This window comes from Streptococcus sp. 4886 (assembly GCF_013276485.1).
Classification (GTDB): Bacteria; Bacillota; Bacilli; order Lactobacillales; family Streptococcaceae; genus Streptococcus.
In genome coordinates this window covers 24155-47657 of record NZ_VMLD01000007.1, presented here as the reverse complement: position 1 = coordinate 47657, position 23503 = coordinate 24155, and the positions used below count along the sequence as shown (strand labels likewise).

Here is a 23503-nt window from a genome sequence, read left to right as displayed (position 1 = left end):
AATAAAATATGGATATCAAATCAGAAGTTATCGAAATTATTGATGAGTTGTTTATGGAAGATGTTTCTGACATGATGGATGAAGATCTTTTTGATGCAGGTGTCTTGGATAGTATGGGAACGGTTGAGTTGATTGTGGAGATTGAAAACCGTTTTGACATTCGTGTCCCTGTGACAGAGTTTGGTCGCGACGACTGGAATACAGCTAATAAAATCATAGCTGGTATTGTGGAGCTACAAAATGCTTAAACGCTTATGGATGATCTTCGGACCGGTCTTGATAGCTGGTTTGTTGGTTTTTCTGCTCATTTTCTTTTATCCTACTGAGATGCATCATAATCTAGGAGCTGAAAAGCGTTCAGCGGTGGCTACTACTATCGATAGTTTTAAGGAGCGAAGTCAAAAAGTCAGAGCACTATCTGATCCAAATATGCGTTTTGTTCCCTTCTTTGGCTCTAGTGAATGGCTTCGTTTTGACGGTGCTCATCCTGCGGTATTAGCTGAGAAATACAATCGATCCTACCGTCCTTATCTTTTAGGACAGAGGGGAGCTGCATCGCTTAACCAGTATTTTGGAATGCAACAGATGTTGCCACAACTGGAGAATAAACAAGTTGTGTATGTTATCTCACCTCAGTGGTTCAGTAAAAACGGCTATGAGCCAGCAGCCTTCCAGCAGTATTTTAATGGAGACCAGTTGACCAGTTTTCTGGAACATCAATCTGGAGATCAGGCTAGTCAATATGCGGCGACTCGCTTACTACAGCAGTTCCCAAACGTAGCTATGAAGGATTTGGTTCAGAAGTTGGCAAGTAAAGAAGAATTGTCGACGGCAGACAATGAAATGATTGAATTATTGGCTCGGTTTAATGAACGCCAAGCTTCCTTTTTTGGTCAGTTTTCAGTTAGAGGCTATGTCAATTATGATAAGCATGTAGTTAAGTATTTAAAGACCTTGCCAGACCAGTTTTCTTATCAAGCCATAGAAGATATTGTTAAAGCAGATGCTGAAAAGAATACTTCCAATAATGATCTGGGAATGGAAAATTATTTCTATAATACGCAGATCAAGAAGGATTTGAAGAAATTAAAGGACTCTCAGAAAAGCTTTACCTATCTCAAGTCGCCAGAGTATAATGACTTGCAGTTGGTTTTAACCCAGTTTTCTAAATCTAAGGTAAACCCGATTTTTATCATTCCACCTGTTAATAAAAAATGGATGGACTACGCTGGTCTACGAGAGGATATGTACCAACAAACGGTGCAGAAGATTCGCTACCAGTTAGAGAGTCAAGGTTTTACCAATATAGCAGATTTTTCTAAGGATGGCGGGGAGCCTTTCTTTATGAAGGACACCATTCACCTTGGTTGGTTGGGCTGGTTGGCTTTTGACAAGGCAGTTGATCCTTTCCTATCCAATCCAACCCCAGCTCCGACTTACCATCTGAATGAGCGCTTTTTCAGCAAAGATTGGGCGACTTATGATGGAGATGTCAAAGAATTTCAATAGATCATAATATAGAAGAGTTCAAGAATGAAGCCTATTTTCACGTTTTTTCTTGACTCTTTTTTTGCTTGTGATATAATTAACTGGTAAATAAAATGTCAAAGAATAGTATTTTTCTCTTAAAAAGAGAAGTTCAAAAGGAAAGGAGTCAGATATGAGACAGCTAGCGAAGGATATTGATGCCTTTTTGAATGAGGTAATTTTGCAGGCGGAAAACCAACATGAAATCCTAATAGGTCATTGTACTAGCGAGGTAGCTCTGACCAATACCCAGGAGCATATTCTCATGCTTTTGTCAGAGGAATCTTTAACCAATTCAGAGTTGGCGCGTCGCCTCAATGTCAGTCAGGCAGCAGTTACCAAGGCCATTAAGTCTTTGGTCAAGGAAGGGATGTTGGAAACATCTAAAGATCCTAAGGATGCGCGTGTGATTTTTTATCAGTTGACTGATTTGGCTCGTCCAATCGCTGAGGAGCACCATCATCACCATGAGCATACACTTTTAACCTATGAACAAGTGGCGACTCAGTTTACTCCAAATGAACAAAAAGTGATCCAGCGGTTTTTGACTGCTTTAGTAGGAGAAATCAAATAATGAGATATATTACGGTAGAGGATTTATCCTTCTATTATGATAAGGAGCCAGTTCTTGAACATATCAATTATAGTGTTGATAGTGGGGAATTTGTTACCTTGACAGGGGAGAATGGGGCAGCTAAGACGACACTGATTAAGGCCAGTCTTGGAATTCTCCAACCACGCATTGGTAAGGTAACCATTTCAAAGACAAATACGCAGGGTAAGAAATTGAGAATAGCCTACCTTCCTCAACAGATTGCCAGTTTTAATGCAGGTTTTCCAAGTACGGTTTATGAATTTGTCAAGTCGGGCCGCTATCCGCGAAAGGGTTGGTTTCGTCGTTTGAATGCTCATGATGAGGAGCATATCAAGGCTAGTTTGGACTCAGTTGGCATGTGGGAACATCGAGACAAACGCTTGGGGTCTCTATCTGGAGGACAAAAGCAGCGAGCAGTGATTGCGCGTATGTTTGCTTCGGATCCAGATATGTTTATCCTAGATGAGCCGACAACGGGGATGGATGCAGGAAGTAAAAATGAATTTTACGAACTCATGCACCACAGCGCCCATCATCATGGCAAGGCTGTTTTGATGATTACCCATGACCCTGAAGAAGTTAAGGATTATGCGGATCGCAATATTCATCTAGTCCGTAACCAAGACTCGCCATGGCGTTGTTTCAACGTTCATGAAAATGACCAGGAGGTGGGCCATGCTTAGTTTGTTATCTTATGACTTTATGCAACGTGCCTTTCTGGCCGTTATTGCCATGAGTCTTTTCTCGCCGGTATTGGGGACCTTCCTTATCTTGCGCCGTCAGAGTTTGATGAGTGATACCCTCAGCCACGTCTCTCTTTCAGGTGTAGCCTTTGGTCTGGTACTAGGGATTTCTCCAACTATTTCTACTATTGCCATTGTCTTGATTGCGGCGATCTTTCTGGAGTATCTCCGTACGGTTTACAAGAGCTTTATGGAAATCGGGACGGCTATCCTCATGTCAACAGGTCTGGCTGTTTCTCTGATTGTCATGAGCAAGGGTAAAAGCTCGAGTTCTATGAGTTTGGACCAGTACCTTTTTGGTTCAATCGTGACTATCAGTGAGGAGCAGGTGCTTTCCCTCTTTGTCATTGCGGCGGTTGTTTTGATTTTGACCTTCCTCTTCCTTCGTCCAATGTATATCCTGACCTTTGATGAGGATACGGCCTTTGTGGATGGCTTGCCAGTTCGTACCATGTCCATTCTTTTTAACATGGTGACGGGGGTGGCCATTGCCCTTATGATTCCTGCAGCAGGAGCTCTTCTGGTATCGACCATTATGGTCTTGCCAGCTAGTATTGCCCTGCGTCTGGGGAAAAACTTTAAATCGGTTATGTTGCTTGCCAGTGCTATTGGCTTTTTGGGAATGGTAGCAGGACTTTACATTTCCTACTATGCAGAAACACCTGCAAGTGCAAGTATTACTATTATTTTTGTAACTGTTTTCTTGCTAATTAGTTTAGTAAGACGTTTTATCAAATAGGAGACTAAGATGAAAAAAATTAGCTTATTGTTCGCCAGTCTATGTGCCTTGTTTTTAGTGGCTTGTTCCAATCAAAAACAGGCAGATGGCAAACTCAATATCGTGACAACCTTTTACCCTGTCTATGAATTTACCAAGCAAGTCGCAGGAGATACTGCTAATGTAGAACTCCTCATCGGTGCTGGTACAGAACCTCATGAATACGAACCGTCTGCCAAGGCAGTTGCCAAAATCCAAGACGCAGACACCTTCGTTTATGAAAATGAAAACATGGAAACTTGGGTTCCTAAATTGCTAGATACCTTGGATAAGAAAAAGGTCAAAACCATCAAGGCGACAGGCGATATGTTGCTTTTGCCAGGTGGTGAGGAAGAAGAGGGAGACCATGACCATGGAGAAGAAGGCCATCACCATGAGTTTGACCCCCATGTTTGGTTATCACCAGTTCGTGCCATTAAACTTGTAGAGCACATCCGTGATAGCTTGTCAGCAGATTATCCTGATAAAAAAGAAACCTTTGAAAAGAACGCGGCTGCCTATATCGAAAAATTACAAGCCTTGGATAAGGCTTACGCAGAAGGCTTGTCTCAAGCTAAACAAAAGAGCTTTGTGACTCAGCACGCAGCCTTTAACTATCTTGCTTTGGACTATGGACTCAAACAAGTCGCAATCTCAGGCCTCTCTCCAGATGCAGAACCATCAGCTGCTCGTCTGGCAGAATTGACAGAGTACGTCAAGAAAAATAAAATCGCCTATATCTACTTTGAAGAGAATGCTTCACAAGCCCTTGCTAACACACTTTCAAAAGAGGCAGGTGTCAAAACAGATGTCCTCAATCCTTTAGAAAGTCTGACAGAAGAGGATACCAAGGCGGGAGAAAATTACATCTCTATCATGGAGAAAAACCTCAAAGCTTTGAAACAAACAACAGACCAAGAAGGTCCAGCTATCGAACCTGAAAAGGCAGAGGATACCAAGACAGTTCAAAACGGTTACTTTGAGGATGCAGACGTCAAAGACCGCACCTTGAGTGACTATGCAGGTAACTGGCAATCAGTTTATCCTTTCCTTGAAGATGGAACTTTTGACCAAGTCTTTGACTACAAGGCTAAGTTGACTGGTAAGATGACCCAGGCTGAGTACAAGACTTACTATACCAAAGGCTATCAGACAGATGTCACTAAGATTAACATTACTGATAATACTATGGAATTTGTTCAAGGTGGACAAAGTAAGAAATATACTTACAAGTATGTCGGTAAAAAAATCTTGACTTACAAGAAAGGCAATCGTGGCGTGCGCTTCCTTTTTGAAGCGACAGATGCGGATGCTGGACAATTCAAATATGTTCAGTTTAGTGACCACAATATTGCCCCAGTTAAGGCAGAACATTTCCATATCTTCTTTGGAGGCACAAGCCAAGAAGCTCTATTTGAAGAAATGGACAACTGGCCAACCTATTACCCAGATAATCTATCTGGACAAGAAATCGCCCAAGAAATGTTGGCGCATTGATGAGAAACCGACTAGTTCATAGGAGCTAGTCGGTTTTTTGATACTAGATGGCTAATTTTATTATAGACCTTTCCAGAACTTTAAAAAATAAATAAAACTCTTGAAATATCTGGATCTGTATGTTAGAATAATTTTATCGGATAAGGTTCATTAGAATACTACCCCCTAACTACTGCCATAGTTAAGGGGTGTTTTGGTATATTCTACAGGAATAGAAAAAGACCCTCTAAACTTTGTAGAGAGCCTTAAAAAATCAAAATAAAAAGATAACCCCAGGCACATAGGAATGCTCAACCTTTCAGTCTACCCCATTCTGGGACCCAGCGTTTATCCTTCACAAGTTATCTTATTGAGTCCATTATATCACACTTATGGAAAATGTAAGAAATTTGTATAGTATTTTTAAATGAATTGATGAAAAATCAAATACCTTTCAGAACTAAGGAATTTTAAATAATAAATAAAACTCTTGAAATATCTGGACCTGTATGTTAGAATAAAATCGATAGGCAAGGTTCATTAGAACACCAAATCCCTTAACTATTGCAGTAGTTAAGGGATTTTTTGACGTATCTTAGCGATTTAACGGGTGTTTACAGGCTAGTCATTCGGTCTACTTCTTACCATCTAGCCATTTGCAGACGAAATACAAGATAATTCCTGCTATGACGTCCGCTACAATAGTAAGAACGAGCTCTGGGGCAAGGTTCATTAGTTTCACCTCCTCTCACGAACCGTAAGGAACGTAATCGGTAACCGATGACAAAAATAGTATATCACATTAAATTTATATCATCAACATTGCTTAATGCTTGAAATATTAGGACTTATATGCTAGAATATAGTTAATTGATAAGGTTCATTAGAACACCAAAGCCCCTAACTACTGCCATAGTTAAGGGCTTTTTTGACGTATCTTAGCGATTTAACGGGTGTTGATAGGCTAGTCACTCGGTCTACTACTTACTATCTAGCCATCTGCAGACGAAATACAAGATAATTCCAGCTATAACATCCGCTATAATAGTAAGAGCGAGCTCTATGATAAGGCTCATTAGTTTCACCTCCTCTCACGAACCCATAGGAACGTAATCGGTAACCGATGACAAAAATATTATACCACACTACATTCAGATCATCAACATTGCTTAATGCTTGAACTATTGGAGTGCGGTTCACTGTAATGATGTTTTTTGTTACTCTCTTAAAGGATTACCCATTACTTGTTTCGTTTCTTTGTCCACGGCTTTAAAAGCTCATATAGTACGTTGATAAGCAACGAAGCTAGAAATACTGTAAGTAAAGTTTCTGGCATATGTAACACTTCCTTTATTAAATTGAGGGGCGAAGACAGAGGGTTTTCGCAAGCCCTCGTATATTATAATTTCAAAATCTGTTCTACTTGTTTTGTTTGCTGATGGAAAAGGATCTCATAAATAATAGTCAAAATCCACTCCTTTTAAAAAGATTTGTTAAATAATTCACAAATAATTGAAAACGAATACAAAAAGTAATATAATGATGTTAAATAGATAGCGCGAAGGCGCAGGAGGAAAATTATATGGCTACATTTTATGTTCCGGCAGTCAACCTTATTGGTAAAGGTGTTGTAAATGAAGTGGGTCCTTATATCAAGGAACTTGGCTATAAAAAGGCACTTTTGGTGACAGATAAGTTCATCGAAGGAAGTGACATTTTACCTAAGGTTTTAAAACCACTGGATACAGAAGGAATCGAATATGTCATCTTTAGCGATGTGGAGCCAAACCCTACTTGTAAGAATGTCACAGATGGGGTAGCTGCTTTGGAAGAACATGGATGTGATTTTATCATCAGTCTTGGTGGGGGGTCTCCACAGGATGCAGCTAGTTGTATCTCTATCATGGCTACAAATGGTGGAAAACCACAGGATTATGAAGGGCTTCATAAGTCTGCTAAAAAAGGCCTTCCTGTTGTAGCTATCAATACTACTGCAGGTACATCAGCAGAAATTACCATTAACTATGTGATTACCGATGAAGAACGCAAGGTTAAGATGGTAATGGTTGACAAGAATAGCCTTGCTCTTATCTCTATCAATGACCCTGAATTGATGATTTCAAAACCTCAAGCTTTGACTGCAGCGACAGGTATGGATGCTCTGACCCACGCAGTTGAAGCTTTGGTAACACCTGGTGCTTATGATGTGACCAAGAAACTGTCTATTGGTGCTATTGAACTTATCAAGGAATACCTTCCTCGCGCTGTAGCAAATGGACACGATATTGAAGCGCGTGAAGGTATGGTCAATGCCATCTTCCTTGGTGGTATGAGTTTTAACAATGCAGGTCTGGGGTATGTTCACTCAATGGCTCACCAACTCGGCGCAGTATATAACTTGCCTCATGGCGTGTGCTGTGCCATGCTACTACCAGTTATAGAACGTGAAAATGCTAAACGTGTACCAGAAGCTTTTCGCAATGTTGCTAAAGCCTTGGGCCTTCATGTAGAAGGTAAATCAGATCAAGAATGTGCCGATTATGCAATTGCTGAGATTGAGAAGCTTTCTGAGACAGTAGGTATTCCTAAGAAATTGACTGAACTTGGTATTGAAGAAAAAGATTTCGACTTTGAATACCTTTCTAAGAACGCCTTGATTGATGCCTGCGCACCAGGAAATCCATTTATGCCAACCTTAGAAGAAACGATTGCTTTTTATAAAGAGTTGTTTTAGCAAGAGATTTGACGACAATGTGACAATTCACCTCTAATTATTGACATTTCAGGAAAAATCGCAGTAAAAACGGTACAGCCTTCTTTAAATGTGCTATAATACTAGAAAAATACTTGTGGAGGTTCCATCATGGCAATATTTTTCATGATTTTTCTGATTGTTTGTGTGCTCCTATTGGTGATAGTCACACTGAGTACGGTTTATGTGGTTCGTCAGCAGTCGGTGGCGATTATTGAACGCTTTGGGAAATACCAAAAGGTTGCCAATAGCGGTATTCACATTCGCTTGCCTTTTGGGATTGACTCGATTGCAGCACGCATTCAGTTGCGCTTGTTGCAAAGCGATATTGTGGTTGAGACTAAGACCAAGGACAATGTGTTCGTTATGATGAATGTGGCGACTCAGTACCGTGTCAATGAGCAGAGCGTGACAGATGCCTACTATAAACTCATGCGTCCAGAATCTCAGATTAAATCTTATATCGAAGACGCCCTTCGCTCTTCTGTTCCAAAATTAACCTTGGATGAATTGTTTGAGAAAAAAGATGAGATTGCCCTTGAAGTTCAACACCAAGTAGCAGAAGAAATGACCACTTACGGCTATATTATTGTGAAAACCTTGATTACCAAGGTCGAACCTGATGCAGAAGTTAAGCAATCCATGAATGAAATCAATGCGGCGCAACGCAAGCGGGTCGCAGCACAAGAATTGGCGGAAGCAGACAAGATTAAAATCGTCACTGCAGCTGAAGCCGAAGCAGAAAAGGATCGCCTTCATGGTGTGGGAATTGCCCAACAACGTAAGGCGATTGTGGATGGATTGGCAGAGTCTATCACAGAACTCAAGGAAGCCAATGTTGGTATGACAGAAGAACAAATCATGTCAATCCTCTTGACCAACCAGTATTTGGATACCTTGAACACCTTTGCTGCAAAAGGAAATCAAACCATCTTTTTACCAAATACTCCAAATGGTGTAGATGATATCCGTACACAAATCTTGTCAGCCCTCCGTGCTGAGAAGAAATAATAGACTAAAGAGCTTGGCAACAGGTTCTTTTTGTATTGCATTTGTTAAGAAAAGCAAAGAACATTGATATACATTTAACTAAAAATTATTGTATATTGTTGCCCTTAACTTGGAATGATAAGGGAATAACTAGAAAGATTTGTGAATACAGACTATTTCTGATATACTAAATATACAGTAATAATGAATGATGGGAGATGGGATGAAAGAATTTCAATTTGAGAGAAAGCAGCGTTTTTCTTTGAGGAAATATGCAATAGGAGCTTGTTCAGTCTTGCTAGGAACGAGTTTATTTTTTGCTGGTATGGGGGCTCAACCCGTACAGGCTGCAGAAACGAGTTCAGCACTAATTTCAAGTCATTATTTGGATGAGCAGGATTTATCTGAAAAGCTGAAATCTGAGTTGCAATGGTTTGAAGAAAATAAAATTGAGGTAAAAGAGGGAAAAGAATACTACTTTATCTATCGAAAATTGGCTACAAGATTACCAGAAACAGGTCTATTTTCTAATGATGGGATGTTTATCATGGGAGCAGGATTATTATTGCTTTCCTTCACTTTAATCAGGAGAAAAAAGGGAGCGTCTTACTTCCTTGTGAGCGTCTTTGCTGTTGGTGGTTGGGGAGCATCCATCTCTGCTTTAGAAAATCTGGTAGAATTGCAACCAGTCCTTGTTAAGAGAGTAGAAGGTCAGTTTCTACCAAGCCCTGAAAGAGTCCAAGGATATGAATTTACGGGATATTATTTGGTAAGAGATAGTGGTAACAAGGAACTTTCTGTTGATAAGGTAGAGTTGCCAGCATTATCTCAAAAGGAGGAAAGTGCAGAACCTCAATCTAAGAAGATTGTACCACAGACTGCATCGCATTTTAGCTCGACTGAAGACCTTGTGCAATCTCCTCAACCATCCTACGCAGTTGAGAAAATTGTTGAAGTTCCTGTAAGCAAACAAGCTCCTGATGAAATTGTGCCCATAGGGACTAAGGAAGAAGTTGCAGGAAATCCCCAAGTAGAACAACCGAAAGCAGAAGATAATAGTGATTATAAAACAAGTCCTGAGGAAGGTGTGTTAAATGCCACAGTAGAGAAACCAGAATTGCTAGTCACTACAGAGGAGGTTGCTTTCCAAACGATAGAACAAGAAGATGCAACCTTAGCTAAAGGGCAAACTAAAGTTGTTCAAGAAGGTGTTGTTGGTGAACGCACCATCTATACGGAAGTCACTATCGTTAATGGGGAAAAATCTAGCAAAGTTATAGAAAATATAATCACAAAAGAACCGGTGAACAAGGTGATTGCAGTTGGGACTAAGGAAGAAGTTGAACCCAAATCTGAGGAAAGTAGACCAGTTCAACCTGAAAAAACTCCAATAGTAGAGAATGAAACAGAGAAAAAACCAGCTGATGGAATAGGACAACCAAGACCAGGAGCAGAAGAAACGCCGGGTACAGAAGCAACACCAGGAGAGAAACAAACACCTGACAAACCTGAAGCCGAGCCGAAACAACCAGATCCAGCAAGCTCAGCCGTGGAATCAGGGGGTGAGGAAAATCAAACTCATGCCCCACAAGGTACTGAGTCTAAGCAACCATCTAAAGAAACTGCTGAGACCAAAGATTCTGAACCAGCAAGCCCAGCCGTGGAATCAGGAGGCGAAGAAGATCAATCTCCTGCGGAACAAAAGGGTGAGGAGAACCAGCTGGAGAATCCAGTTGAGGGGGTAAAAGATGTTGGTGAGTCTGCCCCACAAGAAACCCAAAAACAAGCAGAACAAACACCTCCATCTCCAGAGGTCAAGCCAAGTCAAGGAAACGAACCAGAATCAGCTGTTCAGCCTGAACCCTTAGCTCCCCAAGAGCAACCAACTGTCCCAAGTTCAGTAACGAAAGAAAAAGTACTGGACTATAAAACAACATATAAAGCTTCACCAGCTTTAAATTACAAAGAGCAACAAGTAGAAGTAGCAGGCGAAAACGGTAAGGAAGTGACAACTACTTCTTACAGTTTTGATGAAAGTACTGGGAAAATAGTAGAAAACACTTCAACAAAAATAGAAAAACATCCAGTAGATAGAGTTGTTAAGGTTGGAAATGTAGAAGAAACAAGATCAACAACCAAAAGACGTGAACAGTTTATCGCGGATGAGTCACTTGATAAAGGGGTTAAAGTAGTTAGAGAACAAGGTCAAGATGAAGAAACAACGACTATAAGTGTTTATAAAGTAAATTCGACGACAGGAGAATTAACTGATCCAGAAGTTTCAACAAAAGTAGCCAAAGCAATGCAAGCGAAAATAACGGCAGTAGGAACAAAACCAACAGTTCAATCACAAGAAATTCCTTTTAAGACAATTTATAAAGCATCGTCAGATTTAAGTTACAATGTGCAACAAGTAGAAACACCAGGTGAAAAAGGGCGTACAGTATCAACTACAAAATACACAGTAAATCAAGAAACAGGAGCTATCTCAGAAGAAACTACAACTGAAAATATTCCAGCTAAAGGCAAAGTAGTAAAAGTTGGAAATGTGGAAAAGATCGTGTCACCTATTGATATTACTGAGGAAAGAAAAGATGATCCTGAACTTCCGAAAGGAAAAGAAGAGGTTCAAAGTGAAGGCGAGCAAGGGGAAACAACCGTCACTAAAACTTATGAAGTTAATCCGGAGACAGGAGAATTAACAAATCCAACTGAGAAAACTGAAGTAACTAAAGCTATGCGCCAAAAAGTAATCTTGGTTGGTACTAAAGAAGACAAACCACATCTATTTCCAGAAAATAGCGAGTTAGAAAATGCAGTGGATGTGATGGAAGCTAGTAGAGAAATGAAGTCTGTAGACTTCTTAACAGATGAAAACTTTAAAGCGCAACTAACTCCGCCTGCTTTAGAAATAGAGCGTGATTTTTATAAAAAACGCAGTGAGTTGAAAAAAACTAATCCGGCGATAACTGATGAAGAAGTAAAAGAAATTCTACGAAAAGAATATCTTGAAAAATTATCGATTAAAGAAACACTCGATGCGACTAAAACCGATTTAGAAGCTAGTTTGAAAAAAGTTGCGGCGCATACCTTGAGTATTTTAGGTGACAATCAACAAAATAGAGAAAAAGTAAAAGGTGATATTGAAGCTAATAAAGAGAAAATATTACTAGGGTTATCCTATATCAATCGTTTTTATAATATTGATTTTGGAGATACCAATATCCGTGATATTCTAGCTTATAATCCAAGCTCATTTGGTAAGAAAGAGGTTACTGCTTTAGATTGGTTAACACACCTTGGGTCTATGAGTTATGATGAATTAAGATTAACCAATAGTCCAAAAACATTTGAGAAATACTTCGGAAAAATCACAGATAAACCAACGCTATTAGATTTCCTAGATTACAATAGAACTACATTCACTAATATGGATGGCGATACGTGGTTGAAGAAAGCGACTAAAGCTATCGTAGTTGAAAAAGCTTCGAAAGAAAAACCTGATGAAAAAGTAGACTTATATACAAAATTAACTACCCCTCCTGAGAAATATGGAGCTGAAAATCGTCAAATAGAAAGTAGAAGACAACAAAATGTAGCTACATTATTAGGGTTGGTAAATATCAAAGAGCCAAGCGTGTATGCTATAACTAACATAGCGACGGTAACCTACGGAAACATCGGAACGTATATGGATACTTCTTTAGAGAAAACCAATAAAGCTAAGTATACCGAAGAGCTTAATAAGGTTAAAGAATTGATAGAATTAACTGCGACAAGACAGGCTGATTATATCGATACTCTATATCGAATTACAAAAGAAGAAAATCGTCCGAAACTGATTACAAATAGAGTGATTGTCGATACGATGAAAAAATATACGACGAATACGTCTGCTGGAATAGCGACAACATGGTCTAAAGAATCAGGATCAACAGCGGATAAAGGGGTTAAAGACTTTATGACACCTCTAGGATTGTATTCACCATCGCAAAATGTAGGTGCAGAAGCCAATGGAGTGGGTGTCCGTTACTTTATAGATAGAGTTCTTGATGATAGAGGTTCAGCGACTTACTCTCACGAAATGACGCATTTATTAGACAGAACAGTACTGTTTAATAATCATGGTCGTCGAGATGGTACAGCGGCAGAGTTTTATGCCCGAGGAATCTTCGAGAACTCTTATACACCAGAGACAGATACATATTTCAACTTAAACTTTGTTTATGATGAAACTAATAAAAATGGTTTCTACAACAAAACACCAGATAGATTCAAAACAGCTGCAGATTTGAAATCTTATATGCATGGAAGTTTTGATGTGTTATATAGTTTAGATTATTTAGAGGCAGAAGCAACAAAGCAACTTTCAGCAGAAGACAAGACGAAATACTTCAAGAAAATAACTCCGATAAATTCAACTGGGACTAGAACACCCGTAACATATACAAACCAAGCGGTTAAAGCTACGCATAACAGTGAAAAAATCTCAGAAATTACACTAGATGAAGCGAGAGATCTATCGGATATCAATAGTCTGATTGACAATAATATTTTAGTTAATCGTTATATCATAAATGGATTTTATGCAACAGGTGATGTAAAAGCTAATGGGTATTATTTAGTGGATATGTTTGATACCATTTATGGTGTTAGTCAAAATGACTCTGGTATGAGTGGGGATATCACCTTTAGAAAACAAGCTTTTGAACTTATGGGAGCTTTGGGCTATTATGAAGGATTTGTTCCTTATGTGTCAAATCAATACAAAAACCAAGCTGAAGAAGAAGGCAAACCGCTATCTGATAAATATATTTTCGATAACATTTTAGGAAAATCTTACGCAGCTTTCAAAAAAGAGCAAATAACTGAGCGTGTTGAGAAATTAGGTAAGTTAAAACCAATTACTATAAATTACAACGGAAAAGAAGAAGTGATTGATAGTAAAGAAAAATTACAAGAGCTTATGAATAAAGCTGTTTTAGCTGAACTAGCCCAGATAAAAGCAGGAAACACAACGGCTAAAAAGTTTAAATTTATCGAAACACCCGTTCAAAAACTGAAAAAAGCGATTTATAAAGCTTATCTCAAAGATTCAGATGACTTTAGACAATCGATTTACAATAGTTAAGACAAAAGGGACATCTCTCTGGAATGAACATTCAGAGAGGTGTTTTTTTGCGCTCTTGTAAGGTTTGACTTTATTAGTTTGCTTGAATATGGAGTGATTTTCAGACTTTTCCACAAATTATAGAATCTTTTCTGAGTATTTAGGGAGTGATAGAGGAAGTCTTGAAAGCGCTTTTGTTTTGTGCTATAGTCAAGTAAATCGAGTCGTTTAAAGAGGAATGCTTGTATGAGAAGAGAAGAAGTTTTACGAAATCACTGGTTTTTTAGCCAAGAGGTGGGGAAAGAAGAAGCCTTGGCACCGGATTTTCAGAGGGAAAATTGGCAGACCATTCAAGTGCCACATGACTGGAGTATTTACAATGATTTTGACCAGTATTCGCCAGCGCAAAATGAGGGTGGTCAGTTAAACGGGGGTCAGGCTTGGTACCGGACGCAGTTTTACTTGGAAGAAGATGCCAGTCTTGTATCGGTGCGTTTGTTGTTTGACGGGGTTTACATGAATGCCCAAGTCTATATTAACGGGCAAGTGCTGGGCTATTATCCCAATGGCTATACACCCTTTTCTTATGATATCACCTCTTATCTAAGAAACGATGGGACAGCCAACCAGCTTGCGGTTTTTGTGGAAAATAAGCAACCTAGCAGTCGTTGGTATTCGGGCAGTGGTGTTTACCGAGAAGTAAAATTATTGATTAGAGATTTGGTGCATCTGGATTTATATGGGATTAAGATAGAAAGTCCCAAGCTCAAGGAGCAAAGAGATGGATGGGTGGAAACTCAGCTTGAAAGTAAAGTTTCAAATGATGGGCCTCAGTCTGTGTCGGTATATTTAGAACAGAGTATCTGGTATGATGGACAACAGCTGTCAGACTGGCAGGCGACAGACTCTCTAGTGATTGAGTCTGGGGACAAATATTCTTTCCAACAAGCCATATCAATTTTCCAACCTTTGCTTTGGGATATTGACCATCCTCATCTCTATCAGTTGAAGACTCGCCTTTATAAAAATGGCATTTTGGTTGATGAAGAAGAGGAGACCTTTGGTTACCGCTATATGGATTGGCAAGCGAATAAGGGATTCTTTCTAAATGGTCGCTGGTTGAAGATTCATGGGGTTTGTCTGCACCATGACTACGGAGCGCTGGGAGCTGTGGAAAACAGGTCAGCTGCCGAGAGACGCTTGCGCCAGATGAAGGAAATGGGCGTCAATGCTATTCGAATCACACATAATCCAGCCAGTAGCATTTTGCTGGATGTGGCTGCCAGAATGGGCTTACTCATCCAAGAAGAAGCCTTTGATACCTGGTATGGAGGCAAGAAAGAATATGACTATGGTCGCTTTTTTGAGAAAGAAGCGACTCATCCAGAAGCGAAGGCAGGCGATTTCTGGTCAGATTACGATTTGCGCACCATGATTGAGCGTGGCAAGAACAATCCAGCGATTTTTATGTGGTCCTTAGGAAATGAAGTTAGTGAAGCAAATGGAGATGCTTATTCATTGAAGACGATCAAACGCTTGCTAGAAAGGGTCAAGGAAGTGGATGATAGCCGTTTTGTGACCATGGGAATGGATCAATTCCGCTTTGGCGATGGTTCTGGAGGTCATGAAAAGATAGCCAATTTGCTGGATGTGGTGGGCTTAAATTACTCGGAAGATAATATTGACGTGATTCGTAAAAGACATCCCAAGTGGCGACTTTACGGGTCTGAAACTTCATCAGCTACAAGGACGCGTGACAGCTATTTTCGCCCAGCTAAGGAATGGGTTGGGGATAATCGTCGCGTGCGGAATTTTGAACAGTCGGACTATGGCAATGATCGAGTTCCTTGGGGGAAGACAGCGACGGCTTCTTGGATAGCAGATAGAAATCGGCTAGACTATGCGGGTCAGTTTATCTGGACAGGAGTGGACTATATCGGTGAGCCGACTCCTTGGCACAATCAAAATGACACGCCTGTAAAGAGTTCCTATTTTGGGCTTGTGGACACAGCAGGGATTCCTAAAAATGATTATTATCTCTATCAAAGTCAGTGGGTGGACGTAAATCAGCATCCCATGGTTCATATCCTGCCCCACTGGAATTGGGAAATTCACAAGAGTTATCAACAAGTTGTGGATAAGTATGGGGATATCCCTGTTCGAGTGTATTCAAATGCTGGTTCAGTAGAGCTATTTCTCAATGGAAAATCTCAAGGCAGGAAAACCTTTCAGGAAAAATGGACTTCAGACGGTAGAACATACCAAGAGGGACAAGGTTCTGATCAACTCTATCTTGAATGGCCTTTGGCTTATCAACCGGGAGAATTGCGTGCTGTGGCCTATGACTGTCAAGGTCAGCTTGTGGCAGAAGATAGGGTGGTGACTACAGGTAAGCCAGCAAAAATCGGGTTACATGCCGAGAAAACACAACTGGAGCCAGATGGGCAAGATCTCCTCTATCTTTATTTTGATGTATTGGACCAAGCTGGAAATTGGGTGCCGACTGCTTCCAATCAGCTTCATTTTGAAATTGAAGGTCCTGCTCGCATTGTGGGTGTGGATAATGGCAGGCAGGCCAGTCGTGAACGTTATCAGGCTCAGAAAAATGGTCGTTTTAAGCGGAAAGCCTTTCATGGCAGAGGTGTCCTCTTAGTTCAGAGCTTGGAACAGGTAGGCCAAGTGAGAGTAAAAGCCAGTGCTAGAGGGTTAGAGCCAGCAAGTTTTGATCTCTTAGTGGGGGAGGCTTTTGATTGTCAGCCAGTGAAAAATCAGAGCTTATTTGAGATTCGAGTGGACAAGCAGGCAGGATTGCAAGAAGGGGATTCCCTAGCCATTGGACTTTATCCACAAACTGTGGATAACCCTGTGAACAAGGTGGGGAATAGTGAAGTGATTTGGGAGACGAGTGGTAGTGCCCACGCTATTATCAAGCAGGGAGTGCTTCATTGCTTGTCTGCAGGAGACTTGGCTATTCGCGCCTTTTATCAAGGGAAAACCTATCAAACTCATTTGCAGGTTGCAGAAAATACCTCACTAGAGCAGGCAGTTTCTGTGCGACCACTTCGCTTGTATACAGATAAGGGGACTTATCCACAGCTACCATCTTCAGTCTTGGTAGACTATGAGTCAGGCGGTGCAAAACGAGTCAAGGTTGTTTGGGAGGAGATTCCTGAAGAAGATTTGGCAAGATTTCATGAGTTTACGGTATCTGGCCAGCTGGAAGGGCTGGATTTAAAGGCTTCTGCTCAGGTTTGTGTCCAAGGGATTTGCGCTATTGAGCCTGAAAGGGTTTGGACACTTATCAAGGAAGCTCCACACTTACCAGATCGAGTTAAGCTAGTCTTATCAGATGGCAGACGAGATACGGCCAAGGTGACTTGGGATGAACTCGATCCTCAAGTCTATGCTCAGGTAGGAAAATGTATGCTCACAGGGCAGGTAGCGGGCTGTGAGTTGCCAGCAACAGTCACCATTCATGTGACAGGTGCCAGTGTAGATGGGGAAGTTATTTCCAATCAGTGGACAGGGTCTAACCTGCCTCTGGTCTTTGCTTCTCACTCAGAGCCGAATCACCCAGCCTCTTACCTCAATGACAAGGTCATTGCTCGGAAGAAATCGACAGCCAATACTTGGATTGCCAAGTCAGAGCAAGCTAGCGTGGGCATTCTTTTTGGAGATGCAGGGATTTTAAAACCGCGATTTGTGGATAATGTGACCTTGTATTATGTTGAGAATCAAGAATACGTGGCGATGGAGCCTACTTTTATTGATTATTATGTAGGGAATGAGCCTGCCCTGCCTCGGACCCCCAACCATTTGGATAAGGATTCTCTGCTCAAACAAGAGGAGAATTGGCACCCTGTATCAGCTATCCGAAAAGTTTCAAGCGACAAGGCTGAAGGGCTTCGTTTTGAATTTGACAAGGTGGAATCCTATGCCCTTCGTCTTCGATTTGAAGGCTTGACCAGTCCCCTAGCGTTAACAGAATTGCAAGTACATGCCAAAAAAGTAAAGAAAAATGTAGATAGGAAGTAATATGGTAAGAGAAATAAAACCGCATGGCCCCTTGCCTAGTCAGGCCCAGCTAGCTTATTTAGAGGATGAACTAGCAGCCTTTATCCATTTTGGACCCAATACCTTTTATGACCAGGAATGGGGGACAGGTCAGGAGAATCCTGAACGCTTTAACCCGACAAGGTTAGATGCGCGTGAGTGGGTTCGTGTGCTCAAGGAAATGGGCTTTAAAAAGTTGATTTTGGTGGTCAAGCACCACGACGGCTTTGTCCTCTATCCGACAGCTCACACAGATTATTCGGTCAAGGCCAGTCCTTGGAGGAATGGAGAGGGGGACTTGCTCCTTGAAGTATCCCAAGCTGCCACAGAGTTTGATATGGATATGGGGGTCTACCTATCACCCTGGGATGCCCATAGTCCCCTCTATCATGTGGACCGAGAAGCGGACTATAATGCCTATTATCTGGCACAGCTGAAGGAGATTTTATCAAATCCTGTCTATGGAAATGGAGGGAAATTTGCTGAGGTCTGGATGGATGGTGCCAGAGGAGAGGGCGCTCAAAAGGTCAATTATGAATTTGAAAAATGGTTTGAAACCATTCGTGAACTGCAGGGAGATTGCTTAATTTTTTCAACAGAAGGCACTAGTATCCGCTGGATTGGCAATGAACGAGGGTATGCAGGTGATCCACTGTGGCAAAAGGTGAATCCTGACAAACTAGGAACAGAAGCAGAGCTGGATTATCTTCAGCATGGAGATTCTTCAGGCACTATTTTTTCAATCGGTGAGGCAGATGTTTCCATCCGGCCGGGTTGGTTTTACCATGAAGAGCAGGATCCTAAGTCACTTGAGGAGTTGATCGAAATCTACTTTCACTCGGTGGGTCGGGGAACTCCACTCTTGCTTAATATTCCGCCGAATCAAGCTGGGCTATTTGATGCAAAGGATATTGAACGCCTCTATGAATTTGCGGCCTATCGCAATGAGCTCTATAAAGAAGATTTGGCTCTGGGAGCTGAGGTATCTGGTCCTGCTCTTTCCGCAGACTTTGCTTGTCGCCATTTGACAGACGGCCTTGAAACTAGCTCTTGGGCAAGCGCTGCAGACTTGCCCATCCAGCTAGAACTAGACTTAGGGGCGCCTAAAACTTTCGATGTGCTTGAGTTAAGAGAAGATTTGAAGCTGGGGCAACGAATCGCTGCTTTTCATGTGCAAGTAGAGGTGGATGGTGTCTGGCAAGAATTTGGCATGGGCTTTACCGTTGGTCATAAGCGTCTCTTGCGAGGTCCGCTAGTAGAGGCACAGAAGGTGCGCGTGATAATTACCGAGGCACAATCTATGCCTGTATTGACCAAGATTTCCCTCTATAAAACTCCTAGCTTATCACAAAAAGAAGTTGTTCAGGGACTAGCATTTGTAGAAAAAAGTCTAGCTGTAGCAAAGGGAGAGACTCTTCATTTTAGGGTTGAACGTAGCGAAAGTGACACTCCTTTGGAGGCTAAGATTTCGATTCAACCGGGGACAGGTGTCCATGGTGTCGCCTATCAGGATGAGATTCAAGTCCTTCAATTCCAAGCAGGGGAAAGCAAAAAAGACTTGAGCATACCAACCCTGTATTTTGCTGCTGATAAGACTTTAGATTTTTATCTAAATCTGACTGTTGATGGACAACTGATGGATCAAGCTCATATTTTAGTTGAAACGAGATAAAATATCTTTATAATTCATTTCTTTTCCGAATAAATAGATAGTAGCAGTAAATCTAGCAAACCTAGATTTAAAACTGTGGTATAATAAAAGGAGGAAAAGGATGATTCTAAGACATCCGGGCATTAGCCCAACCAACGACTTGGTTGCTAAGAAGATTTTTAGTAACCCAGAAATCACTTGTCAATTTATTCGCGATATGCTGGATTTACCAGCAAAAAATGTGACCATTTTGGAGGGAAGTAATATTCATGTCTTGCCTTCCCTACCTTACTCAGCTCAGGATTTTTACACTAGTATAGATGTCTTGGCGGAGTTGGATAATGGAACGCAAGTAATTATTGAAATACAAGTACATCATCAGAATTTTTTCATTAATCGTTTATGGGCTTACCTGTGCAGTCAGGTCAATCAAAACCTTGAAAAAATTCGCCAACGCGAAGGTGATACTCACCAGAGCTATAAACACATCGCACCAGTATACGCTATCGCAATCGTGGACAGCAATTACTTTTCAGATGACTTAGCTTTTCATAGCTTTAGTATGCGAGAGGATACGACAGGTGAGGTCTTAACTATCACAAATAACGGACAGGAAAACCATCTAGTCAAGATGGCATTCTTGGAATTAAAAAAATACAGAGAAACCAGCAAAGATGAGGTTCGCAAGCCCTGGTTGGAGTTTTTCGGGAATAAACCCTTTACTCAGGAACCCGAGCGAGCCATCAGCCAGGCAGACCAACTGCTGGACTACAAGAGCTGGTCCGAGGAGGACAGAAAAATGTTTAGTCAACTACGTATGCGAGAAGAACAAGCTTTACTAGCGCATGACTATGCCTTGGAAACAGCTAGGGCGGAAGGTATTGAACTGGGGTTGGAACGTGGTCTTGAACGTGGTCGAGCAGAAGGTATTGAACAAGGTTTAGAGCGCGGGAAAGTTGAGGGAAGTTTGTCCATGCTACTAAATTTAGTCCGTCAAGGTCTTCTGACTTCTGAGGTAGCCAGTCAGCAATTGGGGATAACCGTCGCTGAGTTTGAGGCATTGCTGTAAATAGGAACAGATGACATGTTGCCAAAATGAGGTAGCATGTTTTATTTTAGCTTTAGTTGTTAGTTGCAACAGGCAGACCAGCCAGAGAATGCTAACACTTTTAGGTCGTAATTAGGATGTGGAAGTCAGTCATATTTCTACGGTGAGGCGACTCTGGCGTATTTTGCCTTTGAATTTTAAGAGAATAGTGCATATGAGAGATAGGGTCTGGTTCTGTTGGGCTCTGCTAGAAAGCTATTAGAGAATCTGGGCATTTAACTGATAGGTTCTCTTTTTTGGAAGAAAAAAAGCTAAAAACCTAAAAATTTTTGTATATTTATTTTACGAATGTTTTGTTTAAAAATAGTAGAATAGTTCCTTTTAGGTATCAAAGTTATCTGCTTTTCAAAATAAAAAGATTTTATCCAAATTCATTTCCGAATTTCAGGTTTTAACACAATATAATAACATGCAGAAAACCAAAATATTTTCCTGATTTTAAAGTTAAAAAATTCATAATTTTGGTTATAAAAACGAACAAATTGTGAAAATTGTCTGAAAATGTTTTTTTTTTTTAGTAAATTTGATGAGCATTTAGTTTGCATATATATCACTTATCATGTACAATGAAGAAGTAAAGTATCATATGCAAAACCTCGTCCATGGCGAGGAATCTTTGCATGTAGATATGGAGATAAAAAAATATTTTTAAGGAGAACACAATAAGTGGAGAAGAAATCGCCTATGAGTCGTGTTGAACGCTTGCACCGTGAAAAGGTCACACGTTACTCAATCCGTAAATATAGTTTTGGAGCAGCCAGCGTAGCAGTTGCTGCCCTGTTCATGTTCTTGGGAAATGGAGCTGTATCAGCTAATGAGCTAAGTAAACAAGATACACCAGATGTAGAAGCTCTAGCGCCAGCCCTTGATGCCCCATCAACTCCAGCAGAAAGCGTTCCAGCAGCACAACCAGTTGTAGAAGAACCAACAAAACCAGCTGCAGCAGAAGTAACAACTCCAGCTTTGGACAAAAAGCAACTTGAAAACTACATTTCAGAAGTTAAATCAAAACTTTCTGCAGGTAAGTATGCTAATAAAACAGAGGAGAGCCTTGCTCTTTTGAATGGTGAATTGGCTTCTGCTGAGTCTACACTCGCTTCTGCAACTAGTCAAGATGAATTGACAAAGGCTTATCAGAAACTAGTGACGTTTGTTAGTTCAGGGTTAAAAAACAAAGCAAAAGATTCAAAAGACGCTCCGAAAGTAGACACTACTAACGGACAACCAACTGTAGGTAAAAAAGCCGAAAACACTGAGAAAAAATCAGAATCTAACGCAATCGAAAACACAGGTTCAAACGACCCACGTAATGAGAAAGAGATTAGTAAAGATAATCCGTTTAGAACAGAAGCGACTGATACGGAAGGTCCAGTGGCAGAAATACCATATTCCGAGGGTAGGAATGTATATGTATATGGTGGAGAATCAGAAGGGTTTGATATAAAAATCAAAGATAATTCTGGAGTTGTTGCAAATGCCACTATTGTACGAGGAGGTAATCAGCCATTTACTGCTGTTTCAGGTGAAACAGATATACTTGACGTGGAATTTGGTTATAAAGCAAATGTCTTTTCAACAGAAACTCCAGCGAGTGAGTCTAATCCAGCTGTTATTCATTATACAGGTCTTCCTGGTGGTACATTAAATCAAAAACAATTAGAAGATGCTAGAACTACAGGATTAAATCTAGGTTGGCGTTATGTTAAGGCGACAGATAAAGCAGGGAATGGTTTAAGAGCGATAGATGAAAGAGATGACAAACCAGGCGCTCTTTATGTTGTCGTTAAACCTCAAACATATAAATACAACATCCAACAACCAGAAAACAATGCGAATAAAATTGCTGTTTCAGATATTAACAACTTAACGGAAACTGATATTCAGAAAATTAAAGACCAAATCAAAATTGGATATTCTAAAACAAGCCAAGATGCTAGATTTGAATCTAAAAAAGGTCAAGATTTAGATAATCAAGCTTCTGTAGTGAAAAGTATTGACGTAAATGGACAAACTATCACTGTAACCTATAACGATGATTCAACAGACACAGCTTCAATTTCTGATGTGGCACGTACCAATAACGCACCAACAGTCGAAATTCCATTCTCTGATGCTGCAACAAAGCAGGTTTATGTTTATGGAGGAGAAGAAAATTCATTTGATATTAAATTCAAAGATGACTCAGGTAAGATCAAGAGTGCTGCAGTAGTTCAAGGCGGGAATAATGCATTTAATAAAGTAGAAGGTGAAGAAAATAAAGTAGATGTTGAGTGGGGATACACTGCGAACTTTATTGATGCTGAAACAACAGCAACAGAAGATTCACCGGCAATTATTAGTTATTCAGGAATGCCTGGAGGTAAGCTAACAAATAAACAATTAGAAACAGCCAGAACTAAAGGTTTAGTGTTAGGTAAGCGATATGCAACAGCGGCTGACTTAGATAATGCAATAATTAAAAATACTGCTCGAGGTAATTCGTTCCAAACAGACCCAGGAGCATTTGAAGTTGTATTGAAACCACAAACTCAAAAGTATGACATTCAAACACCAGCAGAAGCTGATAAAGTAGCAGTGGATGACGCGTCAGATGTGAGTGAAGCAGAATTTAATAAAATCAAAGATAAGATTAAGATTGAATACTCTAAAAATAACATCGATGCTCGTCTGGCTGATAAAAAAGGTTAAGCTGTAGAAAATCAAGCAGACCGTATTGCAAGCATTAAAAAAGTTGATAACAA

Annotated in this window: 13 protein-coding genes; all 13 read left to right on the top strand. The window is 40.5% G+C overall.

Annotation, left to right across the window (positions count from 1 at the left end; translation table 11 throughout):
- Positions 1 to 8 precede the first annotated feature (8 nt).
- The 13 genes from dltC (at position 9) to HT679_RS02935 (ending at position 23450) form a co-directional block, all read left to right on the top strand.
- Complete coding sequence (dltC, locus tag HT679_RS02995) at positions 9 to 248, top strand: D-alanine--poly(phosphoribitol) ligase subunit DltC (RefSeq protein WP_000351967.1); 240 nt, start codon at positions 9 to 11, stop codon at positions 246 to 248.
- A complete protein-coding gene (gene dltD, locus HT679_RS02990; protein WP_173212887.1) occupies positions 241 to 1509 on the top strand; it encodes a D-alanyl-lipoteichoic acid biosynthesis protein DltD in 1269 nt (422 codons plus the stop codon). Before dltC ends, dltD begins: the two co-directional genes overlap by 8 nt.
- 151 nt (positions 1510 to 1660) lie before the next feature.
- Entirely contained in the window at positions 1661 to 2101 is a 441-nt protein-coding gene (gene adcR, locus HT679_RS02985; protein ID WP_001249308.1) for a zinc-dependent transcriptional regulator AdcR, read from the top strand.
- Entirely contained in the window at positions 2101 to 2805 is a 705-nt protein-coding gene (locus tag HT679_RS02980) for a metal ABC transporter ATP-binding protein (protein ID WP_153224127.1), read from the top strand. The genes adcR and HT679_RS02980 overlap by 1 nt, the downstream gene beginning before the upstream one ends.
- Positions 2798 to 3604, top strand: coding sequence for a metal ABC transporter permease (locus HT679_RS02975; protein ID WP_061438592.1), 807 nt, complete (start codon positions 2798 to 2800; stop codon positions 3602 to 3604). Before HT679_RS02980 ends, HT679_RS02975 begins: the two co-directional genes overlap by 8 nt.
- Positions 3605 to 3613: 9 nt before the next feature.
- Positions 3614 to 5119, top strand: a complete 1506-nt coding sequence (gene adcA / locus HT679_RS02970) for a zinc ABC transporter substrate-binding lipoprotein AdcA (RefSeq protein ID WP_061438593.1) — start codon at positions 3614 to 3616, stop codon at positions 5117 to 5119.
- Positions 5120 to 6680: 1561 nt separating this feature from the next.
- Complete coding sequence (locus tag HT679_RS02965; protein ID WP_173212883.1) at positions 6681 to 7832, top strand: iron-containing alcohol dehydrogenase; 1152 nt, start codon at positions 6681 to 6683, stop codon at positions 7830 to 7832.
- Between the two features lie 144 nt (positions 7833 to 7976).
- Positions 7977 to 8861 carry an SPFH domain-containing protein gene (locus HT679_RS02960; protein WP_050252682.1) on the top strand — a complete coding sequence of 295 codons (885 nt, stop codon included), beginning with the start codon at positions 7977 to 7979 and terminating at the stop codon, positions 8859 to 8861.
- Positions 8862 to 9063: 202 nt separating this feature from the next.
- On the top strand, positions 9064 to 13971 hold the full coding sequence (locus HT679_RS02955; RefSeq protein WP_173212881.1) for a ZmpA/ZmpB/ZmpC family metallo-endopeptidase: 4908 nt from the start codon (positions 9064 to 9066) through the stop codon (positions 13969 to 13971).
- Between the two features lie 225 nt (positions 13972 to 14196).
- On the top strand, positions 14197 to 17985 hold the full coding sequence (locus HT679_RS02950; RefSeq protein WP_173212879.1) for a sugar-binding domain-containing protein: 3789 nt from the start codon (positions 14197 to 14199) through the stop codon (positions 17983 to 17985).
- A 1-nt stretch (position 17986) separates the two neighbouring features.
- Positions 17987 to 19675: an alpha-L-fucosidase gene (locus HT679_RS02945; RefSeq protein ID WP_173212877.1), complete on the top strand. Its 1689-nt coding sequence runs from the start codon at positions 17987 to 17989 to the stop codon at positions 19673 to 19675.
- 100 nt (positions 19676 to 19775) lie between these two features.
- Positions 19776 to 20723: an Rpn family recombination-promoting nuclease/putative transposase gene (locus HT679_RS02940; protein ID WP_173212875.1), complete on the top strand. Its 948-nt coding sequence runs from the start codon at positions 19776 to 19778 to the stop codon at positions 20721 to 20723.
- A 705-nt stretch (positions 20724 to 21428) separates the two neighbouring features.
- On the top strand, positions 21429 to 23450 hold the full coding sequence (locus tag HT679_RS02935) for a YSIRK-type signal peptide-containing protein (RefSeq protein ID WP_345890089.1): 2022 nt from the start codon (positions 21429 to 21431) through the stop codon (positions 23448 to 23450).
- Positions 23451 to 23503 lie beyond the last annotated feature (53 nt).